11 protein-coding genes are annotated in these 12,142 nt (G+C 70.3%); 5 read left to right on the forward strand and 6 right to left on the reverse strand.

Annotation, left to right across the window (positions count from 1 at the left end; translation table 11 throughout):
• Positions 1-240 precede the first annotated feature (240 nt).
• Positions 241-1,782 carry a sugar MFS transporter gene (locus Q0C41_RS16905; RefSeq protein ID WP_291985517.1) on the forward strand — a complete coding sequence of 514 codons (1,542 nt, stop codon included), beginning with the start codon at positions 241-243 and terminating at the stop codon, positions 1,780-1,782.
• Between the two features lie 68 nt (positions 1,783-1,850).
• Here Q0C41_RS16905 and Q0C41_RS16910 read toward each other — a convergent pair whose 3' ends face one another.
• Positions 1,851-2,903, reverse strand: a complete 1,053-nt coding sequence (locus Q0C41_RS16910) for a glycoside hydrolase family 43 protein (RefSeq protein WP_291985519.1) — start codon at positions 2,901-2,903, stop codon at positions 1,851-1,853.
• A gap of 105 nt (positions 2,904-3,008) precedes the next feature.
• On the opposite strand from Q0C41_RS16910, the gene Q0C41_RS16915 reads away from it, so the two are divergent.
• Positions 3,009-3,905, forward strand: coding sequence for a rhomboid family intramembrane serine protease (locus tag Q0C41_RS16915; RefSeq protein WP_291985521.1), 897 nt, complete (start codon positions 3,009-3,011; stop codon positions 3,903-3,905).
• A 10-nt stretch (positions 3,906-3,915) separates the two neighbouring features.
• Here Q0C41_RS16915 and murQ read toward each other — a convergent pair whose 3' ends face one another.
• The 5 genes from murQ to Q0C41_RS16940 all read right to left on the reverse strand — a co-directional run bounded on the left by murQ (position 3,916) and on the right by Q0C41_RS16940 (position 10,034).
• Entirely contained in the window at positions 3,916-4,815 is a 900-nt protein-coding gene (gene murQ, locus Q0C41_RS16920; protein ID WP_291985524.1) for an N-acetylmuramic acid 6-phosphate etherase, read from the reverse strand.
• A gap of 22 nt (positions 4,816-4,837) precedes the next feature.
• The gene (locus tag Q0C41_RS16925) at positions 4,838-6,517 is read right to left on the reverse strand and encodes a GMC family oxidoreductase (protein ID WP_291985526.1); all 1,680 of its coding nucleotides are present in this window, start codon (positions 6,515-6,517) and stop codon (positions 4,838-4,840) included.
• Between the two features lie 22 nt (positions 6,518-6,539).
• Positions 6,540-7,730: an alpha/beta hydrolase-fold protein gene (locus Q0C41_RS16930; RefSeq protein WP_291985528.1), complete on the reverse strand. Its 1,191-nt coding sequence runs from the start codon at positions 7,728-7,730 to the stop codon at positions 6,540-6,542.
• Between the two features lie 63 nt (positions 7,731-7,793).
• The gene (locus tag Q0C41_RS16935; protein ID WP_291985530.1) at positions 7,794-9,080 is read right to left on the reverse strand and encodes a DUF1343 domain-containing protein; all 1,287 of its coding nucleotides are present in this window, start codon (positions 9,078-9,080) and stop codon (positions 7,794-7,796) included.
• A 477-nt stretch (positions 9,081-9,557) separates the two neighbouring features.
• Positions 9,558-10,034 carry a serine hydrolase gene (locus Q0C41_RS16940; RefSeq protein ID WP_291985532.1) on the reverse strand — a complete coding sequence of 159 codons (477 nt, stop codon included), beginning with the start codon at positions 10,032-10,034 and terminating at the stop codon, positions 9,558-9,560.
• Positions 10,035-10,164: 130 nt separating this feature from the next.
• On the opposite strand from Q0C41_RS16940, the gene Q0C41_RS16945 reads away from it, so the two are divergent.
• From Q0C41_RS16945 to Q0C41_RS16955, 3 genes are all read left to right on the forward strand, one after another.
• A complete protein-coding gene (locus Q0C41_RS16945; protein WP_291985534.1) occupies positions 10,165-10,350 on the forward strand; it encodes a hypothetical protein in 186 nt (61 codons plus the stop codon).
• A gap of 131 nt (positions 10,351-10,481) precedes the next feature.
• On the forward strand, positions 10,482-11,039 hold the full coding sequence (locus Q0C41_RS16950; RefSeq protein WP_291985536.1) for a sigma-70 family RNA polymerase sigma factor: 558 nt from the start codon (positions 10,482-10,484) through the stop codon (positions 11,037-11,039).
• A 25-nt stretch (positions 11,040-11,064) separates the two neighbouring features.
• The coding region (locus tag Q0C41_RS16955) for a serine/threonine-protein kinase (protein WP_291985538.1) at positions 11,065-12,142 on the forward strand (1,078 nt) is incomplete at its 3' end.

The raw sequence follows: 12,142 nt of genomic DNA on the forward strand, positions 1-12,142 counted from the left end.
GCTGCCAAGCCGGGGCGCGCCACTCCGTGGCCGCCAGGCATATACTGCGCGGCACATCACAGGGCGGGAATCGGGAACGGGAAACCGGGAACCGGAAGCCGGAAGCCGGGAACCGGGAATCGGGAGTCGGTCCCGTGGCACCGGTCACCGGTCCCCGGGCACCGGGAGTCAGATTCGCGGCGCTGGGGAGGGCAGGCTGTCCGAGCCGGCCGTCAGCGACGCCAGGAGAGGCGAAGTCGAATGTCCGATGTCACTGCGCAAGGGGTCAATCGCAAGCGGCTGTTCTCGGGGATCTGCCTGGCGCTGATTCCGACAGGCGCGTCGTTCGCGCTCGTGAGCAACATCCTGGTGGCGCTCAAGCAGGATTTCATCCTGACCAACTATCAGGTCGGCCTGATTGGCGGCGCCGCGCTCTGGGGCATGGCCATCTCGCTGCTGGTGCTCGGGCCGATGCTCGAGGCGTTCGGCCTCAAGAATGGTGCCCGCTTCGCCTTCGCGGCGCATCTCACGGGCATCACGCTGATGATCGCCGCCGTGATGCAGGTCGGCTCGCCCACGGGCTTCTGGGTGCTGATGCTGGGAGCGGCCACGCTGGCCGTCGGCAACGGCATGATCGAAGTGGCTGGCAACCCGCTGGTCGCGGCGCTCTTCCCGGAAGCCAAGACCACTCACTTGAACTGGTTCCACGCCTTCTTCCCGATTGGCATCGTCGCCGGCGGCATCATCGGGTTCCTCATGGCGACCTACGGCGGGGACTTCGGCTACTGGCCCTATCAGCTGGCGGTCATCTATCTGCCGATCGTGGTCTACGGGCTGCTGGTGTTGCCGCAGGCCTTCCCCCGCACCGAGAACGCCGAGGCCGGCATTCCGGTCGGCGAGATGTTCCGCTACACCCTGACCAGCCCGCTCTTCCTGCTGATGCTCGCCATGATGGCCATCACCACGTCGATCGAACTCGGTCCGATGCGCTGGGTGCCGGCGGTGCTCGAAGCGGTGGGGATGCACGGCATCCTGGTGCTCGTGTGGATCAGTGGCTGGATGGTGGTGCTGCGGCTGCTCGCCACACACTTCGTCGAGCGCCTCGCGCCGACCGGGATGCTGCTGGTGGCCGCCGTGCTCACCGGGACGGGACTCTTCCTGCTCAGTTTCGTGACCGGACTCTGGTCGGCGCTCGCGGTGGCCACCATCTTCGCGTGGGGCATCGCGTTCTTCTTCCCGACGATGGTGGGCCTGGTGAGCGAGCGGTTGCCGCGCACGGGATCGCTGGGCATCGTGCTCACGGCCGGGGTCGGCCTCGGCATGGCGGGGGCGGTCGGTGTGCCCCTCATCGGTGGGCTGGCCGACCGCTTCCTCGCGGGCGCGCTCGACCCGGCCCAGGCCACCGCCGTGCTCGAGCGCGTCGACCAGCGGTTTCCGGCCCATCTCGACGCCGCCCAGCGTGGTGCCATCACGGTGGACGCGAGTGACATCAGCGACGCGCTCGTCGCGACGCGGACGGCGCTGGCCTCGCTGCGCGCCAGTGGGCAGGTCGAGGGCGATGCCACGGCCACGGCGTTGCGCGCCGTGGTGGCGACGCGCCTCGACGACCCGGTGGTCGCCGACGCCGGCGCGATCCTGCAGCCTGCCGAAGCGCGTGGCGGCCAGGAATCCTTCCGCTACGTCGCGCCCGCCGCACTCATCCTCGTGGCCGTCTTCGGCACGATGTACCTGAACGACCGTCGGCGCGGCGGGTACCGCGCCGAGCGGCTGGAGGGTCGGGCCGGCTCTCCGAGCCGGCCGTGACGGCCCGCTCGGAGAGCGGGCCCTACCCACGGCGGGCCCTACCCACGGCGGGCCCAGTTCCAACGGCGTCAGCGGCCGGTGGCGCGATACGGGACGATGGTCTCGATGGTGCCGTCGGGGCGATGCACCAGCGGCGTGACCTTGACGTTGCGCAGGTGCGTCTGCCCCTTCGACAGCTGGGTGTCGTGGTAGAAGAGGAACCACTTGCCCTCGACCTCGACGATGGAGTGGTGGGTCGTCCAGCCGAGCACGGGTTCGAGGATGCGGCCGCGGTAGGTGAAGGGCCCGTACGGCGAATCGCCGGTGGCATACACGAGGAAGTGTGTGTCGCCGGTCGAATAGGACAGGTAGTACGTGCCGTTGTAGCGATGCAGCCACGCCGCCTCGAAGAAGCGGCGTGCGTTGTCGCCGGCCGTCAGTGGCCGCCCGCCCGCATCGTTGATGACGACGTCCCGTGCCGGCTCGGCCAGCTGCCGCATGTCATCACGCAGCCGGGCCACCTTCGGCATCAGCGCCCGGGCGCCGTCGGCGGGATAGACGTCTTTCGCCTCGTAGCGTCCTGACGACCAGCGCTGCAACTGCCCGCCCCAAATCCCGCCGAAGTAGAGGTACGACGCCCCGTCCGCATCCCGGAACACCGTGGGGTCGATGCTGTAGGCCCCCTCGATCGGTGTCGCCTCCGCCTTGAAGGGCCCTGCCGGGTTCGACGACACGGCGACGCCGATGCGGAAGACGTCCTGCGCATCCTTGGCGGGGAAGTACAGGTAGTACTGCCCGTTACGTTCCGCGGCGTCTGGCGCCCACAACTGGCGCTTGGCCCACGGGACGCTCGCGAGATCGAGGGCGACACCGTGATCGCGGACCGGCCCGCCGATGCGATCCATCGAGAGGACGTGGTAGTCGCGCATCGCGAAGTGGCTGCCCAGGTCATCCTGCGGCACGCCGGCGTCGATGTCGTGCGACGGATACACGTAGATGCGGCCGCCGAACACATGGGCTGACGGGTCGGCCGTGTAGATGCCTGGCAGCAGCGGTGGATTGAGGAACCACGGGGCCTGGGCGCCGACCGTGGCCAGCAGGGCACCCGAGGCGAGCAGGGGAACGAGGAAGCCGAGACGCATGGCGTGCTCCGGAGCGATGCGCCGGGCGCGTGCGTCCGGCGTGACGAGTCCTGGTTCGGGGGAGACTGCCGACAGCCTACCGCAAACAGCCGCTACCCTTGATCGATGGACCCTGACGACGACGTCGTCTCCGGCGTCGAGGTGCGGACCACCGACAGCATCGCCAGGGCTGGCGACTGGTCGCTGGTCCTGCATTCGGCCGCCATCCCGCATCGCATCGAGATCCGCGAGGCGGCCATCGTCATCGTCGTCGAGGAGGCGGCGCGCACGGCGGCGCTGGCCTCGCTCGAGGCGTTCGACCTCGAGAGCCTGCCCGTGGTGCGTGTGCCCGCGCCGGACCTCGGTCCCAGCCCCCTCGGCCTCGCCCTGGCGGTCCTCATCGTGGCATTGCACGTGGCGGTCGGCACCCGCCGCGACGGCATGGGGGCGGTGTGGTTCCGCGCCGGGAGCGCCTCGGCGGAGGCCATCGTGCACGGCGAATGGTGGCGCGCCGTGACGGCGTTGATGCTGCACGCCGACGTCCTCCACCTGCTCGGCAACGTCGTCGGGTCCCTGGTGTTCGTGTCGGCGGTCGGGCGCTGGCTCGGCGTCGGCCTTGGCGGCGCGGTGGTGCTGGCCTCCGCGGTGACGGGCAATCTGCTGACCGCGTACGTCTATCGGGTGCGCCACGTGTCGGTGGGCGCGTCGACGGCGACGTTCGCGGCACTGGGCGTAGTGGCCGGGCTGCAGATGGTGCGCCGCCATCGCCATCGCGAGCGCGGGATTCGTGGCTACCCCTGGCTCCCCCTGGCGGCCGGTCTCGGCCTCATCGTGATGATCGGCAGCGGCGAGCGGGCCGACCTCGTGGCGCATCTGGCCGGGCTCGGCGCCGGCGTGGTGGCCGGATGGCTGGTGGCCGCCATCGGCGTGCGGGTGCCGGGGACGGCCGGGCAGGTGGGGCTGGCCGCGCTCACACTGGGCGTGATCGCGGCCTCATGGCTGCTGGCGTTCCGCGCGTTCTGATCGAACGGGCTCAGGACGACAGCGACGCGATGGCGCGTTCGATGACGCCGCCGGCCTGCTGGAGGGCGTCGGACGCGACCACGAGGGTGCGCCCCGTGCGGGCCATCACCACGGCCGTGGCCACGTCGCCGCCCCCGGCCTCCAGGGCGGCGGTTGCCGCCGCCTCGTCCAGACCGAGTTCCGACTGCAGGATGCGCACGGCTCGCGCCTGCAGCTTGCTGTTGCGCGCCCGCATGTTGGTCATCCGGTTGCCGCGGACGTACCCCAGCTGAATCATCGCCGTCGTCGAGATCATGTTCAGCACGAGTTTCTGCGCGGTGCCTGCCTTCATCCGCGTGGACCCGGCGACGACTTCCGGACCGACGACCGGGACGATGGCGACCTCGGCGGCGTCGGTGATGGCCGAGCCAGGGACGCAGGTGACGGCGGCGGTGAAGGCGCCGAGCGCCCGTGCGTGGGCGACGGCACCGACGGTGTACGGCGTGCGCCCGGACGCGGCGATGCCGATGACGGCATCGGCGGCGGTCACGCCACGCAACTCGAGGTCCGCGGCGCCGGCCTCGCGGTCGTCCTCGGACGCTTCGACGGCGCGATGACAGGCGTCGTAGCCGCCGGCGATGAGCCCCTGGATCAGATCGGCGGGCACGCCAAACGTTGGCGGGCACTCCGAGGCATCGAGCACGCCAAGGCGTCCGGATGTGCCCGTGCCGACGTAGATCAGGCGCCCGCCCACACGGAGCCGGGCCACCACGCCCTCGACGGCGCGCGCGATGCTCGGCAGCTCGCGGCGCACCGCCGCCGGCACGCCGTGGTCTTCGTCGTTGATCAGCGCCAGCGTGGCCTCGACCGTCAGCGTGTCGAGGCCGCGGGACCGCTCGTTCTCCTGCTCGGTGATGGGAAGCTCGGACATCGCGATGTCGAGTGTAGCCCGCCTACACGTCACCCGTGCGCAGCTGCTCCAGCAGGAAGTCGGTCGACCGCACGGCCAGCGCCATGATGGTCAGCGTCGGGTTCTGCCACGCACTGGACGGGAAGCTCGACCCGTCCATGACGAACAGGTTGCGCACGTCGTGCGTCTGGAGGAACGGGGTGAGGACCGACGACTTCGGGTCGGTGCCCATGCGTGCGGCCCCGACCTCGTGTGCCTGGCCGCGCATGCCGAAGGTCTGGCGGATGCGCGTTGCCCCGATGCGATCCAGGATCTCGGCGGCGTGCGTCGCCATGTCGCGCTGCAGGGCGCGCTCGTTCTCCCGCGGTGTCAGATGCAGGCGGACGACCGGGATGCCGAAGGCGTCGACGACGTTGCGGTCGACGGTGCAGGTGTTGTCGGCATACGGCAGGCACTCGCCGAACCCGGCGAAGCTGAGCGTCGCCGGTCGCGGCTGACGCACGGCCTGCTTGTAGGCATCCCCGAAGCCTGGCGCTGCGAGATTGATGCCGGCGCCCACCGACGTGCTGAAGGCGTAGCCGCGCAGGAACCCGGCGGACGCCGGGCCGCCGGGCAGATTGCGAAAGCGCGGCGTGACCAGCCCGCAGGGGCGATTCGGCTTGCCCATCGACGGCTGCTCGACGAGATCGGGCAGCTCGCCGGACGCCCCGGCGCCGGCGAAATGCGTCATCAGATACTTGCCCAACATGCCGCTGGAGTTGGCCAGGCCGGCCGGGTCCTGCCTCGTCGCCGAGTTCAACAGCATGCGGACGGACTCGAGCGTCTGCGCGCACAGCGCGACGGCGCGCCCGAAGATCTCCTTCGGCTGGCGGGTGACGCGATCGATGTAGAGCACGCCGCGGGCCCGCCGGGTCTTCGGGTCCATCAGGACCTGGTAGGCCATCGCACCGGTCACGAGCGTGCACCGCCCCGTGTCCAGCGCATCCTTCATCGTGGTGAACGCCGAACTGAAGTACGAGTGGGTCACGCACCCGTGCTCGCACGGCCCGCAGTAGTGACACGCCTGGCGGCCGTTGAGCGGCCGGGTCAGGTTGGCGGTGCGCCCCTGCGTGATGGTGTAGCCGAACGCCTCCTTGACGCGGCTGCGCACGGCGAACTCGTTGCAGGTCAACCCCATCGGCGGCTGGAAGGGGCCGTCCGGATACTGCGCGAGCCCCTCCTGCATCCCGGAGACCCCGACGTACGCCTCGACCAGGTCGTAGTACGGCTTCAGCTCGGCGTACGTGATCGGCCAGTCCACCCCGGCGCCATCGTACGAAGCTGCCTTGAAGTCGATGTCGCTCATCCGGAGGCAGCCGCGTCCCCAGATGTTCATGCGCCCACCGACGATGCGCGGGCGCACCCAGACGAACTCGGGATCGGAGTCGTCGATGTACGGCTCCTCGACGTCGTTCACGTACCAATCCGCATTCCACTCGCGCACGGCGTAGGACTGCGACTGCACCGGTCGGGTCGACTCGAACGGCGCCTTCGAGCGCCCGCGATAGGGCAGCGCATGCGCGGGGATGTGCTCCGTGTAGTCGGCGTCGGTGAGCGCGCGCCCAGCCTCGAGCACGGCCACGCGCAAGCCGGCGTCCGTCAGGCGCTTGGCGGCCCAGCCGCCCGACGCGCCGGACCCCACGATGACGACGTCGAACTGCTGGCCTGCGGGGTCGGTCTGCATGGTGTGCATACGCTGGTGCGGCCTACTTGCGCGGGCGGAAGAGGTTCGGCAGCAGGCGCTCGTGCAGCAGCCAACGCCATGTCGCCCAGTCGTGCGCGCCCTGGCCGCCGACGGCGTAGTCATGCGCCACGCGGTGCTTCTCGAGAATCTGGTGGAACACGACGCCGCGGTTGGTCGGGGTGTCTTCCTTGGTCCCGAGGCCGACGAGCAGGTAGTCCACCTTCGTGTTGATGTCAGGGTCGGCGAGGAACGCCGGCGTGGTCTTCTCGGACTCGGGGTCTCCCGCGCTGAGGACGCCGAACGACGCGAACAGATCGAGAGCCTTGAAGCCGACCAGCTGCGTGTGGCGTCCACCCATCGACAGCCCGGCGAGGGCGCGGCTGCGACGGTCGGCGACGGTGCGGTACTGCGCCTCCACGAGCGGCATGATCGCCCTGCGCAGTTCCTGATCGAACAGGCGGAACGTGAGCTCCGTGTGCTTCGGGTCGGTGCGATGGACGACCTGGTTGTTGGGCATGACGATGATCATCGGCACGGCCCGTCCCTCGGCGATGAGGTTGTCGGCGATGAAGCCGGCGCGGCCATCGGTCCACCAGCCTCCGGCGAGTTCACCGCTGCCACCGAGCAGGTACAGCACGGGATACGCCTTCGTGCGGTCGTAGCCCGGCGGCGTGTAGACGAACAGCTCGCGCTCGCCGTCCAGGACCGGCGAGTGATAGACGTGGCGGGTGATGGTGCCATGCGGCACCGGTCGGGCATCGTAGTAGGCCGGGCCGCGACCGTGCACGACCAGCGTGCTGTAGCCCGGCTGATTGCCGAACCCGCCGATGGTGTTGCCGGGGTCGACGACGGAGACGCCGTCGATCAGGAACTTGTAGACGTAGAGGTTCTGCGGGACCGGGCCGATGGTGAGCGTCCACGTGCCGTCGGCGCCCTTCGTGAACGGCCAGGTGGACGTCGGACTGCCGAGCGCGGCGGCGATCGTGCCGGCCGACAGCTGCACCTCCTGCGCGCGTGGCGCCTTGAGGCGGAACGTGACCATGCCCTGATCGGTGACCTCGGGCGAGATGACGTTGGCCATGAACGGCACGAGCGTGCCGCCTGCGCGGTGCGGCGCCCAGTCGAGGGTGATATGTGCCTGTTGCGCGAACGTCGTGGTGGCCGGCAGGCACGCCAGGGCGGCGGCCACGAGGAGGCGACGAGTGGCGAGCATGGGCTAAGGGTAATGCCGAATGCCGAATGCCGAATGCCGCCGAGCGCGGACGCTCTGACGCCGTCACGGATACAGCAGGTAGGGTGCCCTCGTGCGCCGGAACGCCTCCGCCTCGACATCCCACGCGTCGAGCAGCGGCGAGAGCTGGCCGGCCTCGATGGCGCCCCTCACCTTGTCCGACCCCGTCAACCGGTCGATCGAGGGCCCCCACTGGAAGCGATCGGGGTGATGGCGCTTGATGACGTCGATCAGGATCAGCGCCGTCCGCACCGGGCGATACGTCTGCCGGTTGGTGATGACGAGGCGCAGGCCGGGAATCGACTCGCCCTTGAACTTGGCCGCCGTGGGGAGCACGTCCATCGTGATCGGCTCGACCCGGACGCCCGCCAGATACAGCGCGTTCACCTGGGCGGCGACGCCGGGCGCATCGAGCCACGAGGCGCCGACCTGCTCGAACGGCCGGTCGGTGCCGCGTCCCTCGGTGAGGTTGGTGCCTTCGAAGTAGACCGTGCCCGGGTAGCTCGACAGTGCCGCCAGCGACCGCAGATTGGGCGACGGGTTCACCCAGGGCAGGCCGGTGTCGTCGCGCCACTGTCCGCGGGCCCATCCCGAGGTGCGCGCCACGATCAGCCGGGCGCCGATGCCGAAGGCATGGTTGAAGTACGCCGCGAGCTCACCGACGGTCATGCCATGGCGGGCGGGGATCGGGTACATGCCGACGAACGACGTGAACCCCGGCGCAATCAGCGCGCCTTCGAGGATCTCGCCGCCAATCGGATTCGGTCGGTCCAGCACCACGAACGGGATGCCCTTGCGCGCGGCGGCCTTCATCGACAGCGCCATCGTCGAGACGTAGGTCCACGTGCGCCCGCCGACCTCCTGCAGGTCGTAGACCAGGACGTCGACGTCCTTCAGCATCTCGGGCGTCGGCCCGCGATCCTCGGCCATGTACAGCGAGTAGATCGGCACGCCGGTCTTCGCATCGACGTCGTCGGCAATCTTCACACCGTCGGGGACCGTGCCGCGGATGCCGTGCTCGGGGGCAAGCAGCGCCACGAGCCTCAGCTGACGGTGCGCGGCGATCCGGTCGATCGCCGACATGCCTTGCCGGTCGATGGCGCTGTGGTTGGTGATGAGCCCGACCCGGGCGCCGCGCAGGGACCGCGGCAGGTGCGTGAGAAAGACCTCCAGCCCCGGCTGCACCACCGCCCCCGGGGCCACCGCCGAGATCGTCTGCGGTCGACGCGGCACATCCCCCGGCGTCGTCGTCGGTGCAGGCCGCCGCGCGCACGCGGTCAGGGTGAGTAGAAGACAACCCAGGAGGAGGAGCACGGCAGGTCGCAGTGTCACGCCGTGCACCATAGCGAGCGCGGGCGCGGCTGACAAGCCGCCCAGGTGCCCCAGGTCTTGCCGCCCGCTGGGTGAACCAGTCCTGCTCGGCCGTCCCGGTGGCCAGCGTCGTGACCACCGACATCAGGAAGGACGATTGCGTCGGGTTGGTGTCCGGAATCGGCCGCGGGGCGTGCTCGTGCACGGCCGGGATGTAGAACGCCGCGACACCATTGGCGATGCGCTCCGCGCCGCCGCCGCCTTCGTTGGCCAGCACGATGACGCTGACCTCGTCGTCGACGAACCGCCCGTAGTAGGTCGAGAACCCGGGAATGCCGCCGCTGTGCCCGTGCCGGGGCCTGGTGCGGTAGGGGCCCACGTCCCAGCCGAACCCGTAGGGGTGTGTGGTCCCGTCGGCGAGCGCGACAGGGGCGTACATCGCCGCCAGACTGGCTGGCGAAAGCAGCGGACGCGTCGAGAGCGCCCGATCCCACGCGATCAGGTCCCGCACGGACACCAGCAGCGCCCCGGCCGCATACGGCTGCGTCGGGCTGACGTAGTCGCCGGGAGGTCCTTCACCAGCGCGATGAGCTCGGTTGGCGTGTAGTCCTTCCGCATGGTGCCGGCGAAGGCCGGCGCACTGGTGTAGCTCGGGATGCCGGACGTGTGCGTGAGCAACTGCGCGATGGTGACCGGGCCCCACGCCGCCGGCATGTCGGGCAGCACGGCGCGCAGCGGTGTCTCCAGGGACAGGCGTCCGTCCTCGACATTGGCGAGACCGTACCCGCGCTGCAGCACCACCTCGCCGTGCTTCACCACCGCGAGCGTCAGGCCGGGAATGTGGCGGGCCGTCATCTGCGCCCGGACGAAGGCGTCCACGCGGGCGTCCTCGGCCGTGGCCCAGGCAGGGCTCAGCGCGAGCAGCAGCGTGGCGACGAACAGCGCGGCAAGGATGCGGCAGACACGCATCGACATGCGCTGTACCTACGTGCTGCGGTCCAGTCGGGTTCCACGGGGCCGATCGCGATCGTTGACGTCGACGCGCCGGCCACGCTTGGGTACGATGCAGCAGGCACATCGCCAAACGAGAAAGCTCATCCTTACCATGACCACGACCAACGACACCCTGCACGACGATCCGGAAGAGAAGGCCAGGCGGGAGCAATCGCCGGAGGAGGCCGTCGACGAGAGCGAGGCCATCGTCGAGAACGAGAGCACGCAGGGCGACGACCTCCCACCGCTGCGCGAGCCCTACGGGGGGCCCCCGGACGAGCGCTCGACCCGTCCGTAGCGCGCCCGGAAGGCCAGGTCCGTGGGCCGGCCGCCGAGCCCCCCGGGGCCGCGGCGCCGGTCCGCATCCAGCTCGACTTTGGCTATCCTTGTGGAGAGCCACCCTCCCCCCCCGTGAACAGCCAACGGCACGTGTCTCGCCTCGTCGCCCAGTCCGCCGCCGGTGATGCCGCCGCGGCCGCGGAACTGTTCCCGATCGTGTACGAGGAACTCCGCCGCCTCGCCGCCTCCGCCCTGCGGCGCGAACGGACAGACCACACCCTGCAGCCGACCGCCCTCGTCCACGAGGCCTTCCTGCGCCTCGCGGAAACCCCTGGCACCTCCTGGGAGAACCGGGCGCACTTTGTCGCCGTCGCCGCCCGGGTGATGCGCCGCGTGCTGGTCGACCACGCCCGCGGGCGCAATGCGCTCAAGCGGGGCAACGGTGAGATTCGCGTGCCCATCGACGACGTGGACGTCCCAGCGGTCGGGCAGGACGTCGATCTCGTGGCGCTCGACGACGCGCTGGCGCGGCTGGCGATGCTCGACGAGCGGCAGGCGCGGATCGTCGAGCTGCGGTTCTTCGGGGGACTGTCGGTGCCGGAGACGGCGGCGCTCATCGGTGCGTCAGAGCGGACGGTGAAGCGCGACTGGCAGGTCGCCCGGGCGTGGTTGACCCGTGAGCTGTCGTCGTCCGCCGGCCCGTCCTGAGAGTTCTTGAATCGACCACGCATCCATGACTCCCGAACAGTGGCAGCGCATCACGGCGGTCTTCTCGGAGGTGGCCGACGAGCCGCTCGATCGGCGTGACGCGCGCGTGCGGGCGCTGTGTGACGGAGACGAGGCGCTGTACCGCGAGGTGGTGTCGCTCCTGGTGGCGCACGACAGCACGAGCACACCGCTCGATGCCGTGGCTCCTGGCGTCAGGCCGGTGCCCCTGACGGCCGACTACGCGGGCCGCCGATTCGGGGCCTATCGCATCCTGCGCGAGATCGGCCGCGGCGGCATGGGGGCGGTGTTCCTGGCCGAGCGCGCCGACGGCGAGTTCCATCGTCAGGTCGCGCTCAAGATCGTCGGGCGGACGTTCGCGGGCGAGGAGATGCTGCGGCGGTTCCGTCGCGAGCGCCAGATCCACGCCACCTTGAGCCATCCCCACATCGCCCACCTCCTCGACGGCGGCGTCAGCGACAACGGCGAGCCCTTCTTCGTCATGGAGTACGTCGATGGGCTGCCAATCGACCGGTACTGCACCACGGCCGGCCTGGCCCTGCCGCAGCGGCTGGCGCTGGTGATCGACGTCTGTCGAGCGGTGGCCCAGGCGCACGAGCAGCAGGTCATTCACCGCGACCTCAAGCCGTCGAACATCCTGGTCACGACCGCTGGCGTACCCAAGCTGCTCGACTTCGGCATCGCCCGCGTGCTGGACGAGGGCGCGGCGGCCGACCTCACCCTGACCGAGTACCGGGCGTTCACGCCGGAGTACGCCTCGCCGGAGCAGGTGCGCGGCGAGCGCGGTCTGACGCCGGCCACTGACGTCTACAGCCTGGGCGTGCTCCTGACCTCCCTCATCGGCGAGGGGCCGCCGATGGCGCTGCGGCGGATCGCGGCCATGGCGTGCCGGCCCGAGCCGGGACGCCGGTATGCCACCGCGGCGGAACTCGGCGACGACATCGCGCGCTACCTGCGCGACGAGCCAGTGTCGGCGCGGCCTGACTCGGTGAGCTATCGGGTCCGCACGCTACTGGCCGAGCGTCGCGGGCAGGCGATTGCCGCGGCGCTGGTGGTGGCCCTGCTGGCCGGCGCGCTGGGCGCGC

Source organism: Luteitalea sp. (genome assembly GCF_022842525.1).
In the GTDB taxonomy this organism is placed as follows: domain Bacteria; phylum Acidobacteriota; class Vicinamibacteria; order Vicinamibacterales; family Vicinamibacteraceae; genus Luteitalea.

Bases quoted from the DNA above. Each gene is read 5' to 3' on its own strand.
- Q0C41_RS16905 (WP_291985517.1), top strand. From the start codon at position 241: ATGTCCGATGTCACTGCGCAAGGGGTCAATCGCAAGCGGCTGTTCTCG.
- Q0C41_RS16910 (WP_291985519.1), bottom strand. From the start codon at position 2,903: ATGCGTCTCGGCTTCCTCGTTCCCCTGCTCGCCTCGGGTGCCCTGCTG.
- Q0C41_RS16915 (WP_291985521.1), top strand. From the start codon at position 3,009: ATGGACCCTGACGACGACGTCGTCTCCGGCGTCGAGGTGCGGACCACC.
- murQ (WP_291985524.1), bottom strand. From the start codon at position 4,815: ATGTCCGAGCTTCCCATCACCGAGCAGGAGAACGAGCGGTCCCGCGGC.
- Q0C41_RS16925 (WP_291985526.1), bottom strand. From the start codon at position 6,517: ATGCAGACCGACCCCGCAGGCCAGCAGTTCGACGTCGTCATCGTGGGG.
- Q0C41_RS16930 (WP_291985528.1), bottom strand. From the start codon at position 7,730: ATGCTCGCCACTCGTCGCCTCCTCGTGGCCGCCGCCCTGGCGTGCCTG.
- Q0C41_RS16940 (WP_291985532.1), bottom strand. From the start codon at position 10,034: ATGTCGATGCGTGTCTGCCGCATCCTTGCCGCGCTGTTCGTCGCCACG.
- Q0C41_RS16945 (WP_291985534.1), top strand. From the start codon at position 10,165: ATGACCACGACCAACGACACCCTGCACGACGATCCGGAAGAGAAGGCC.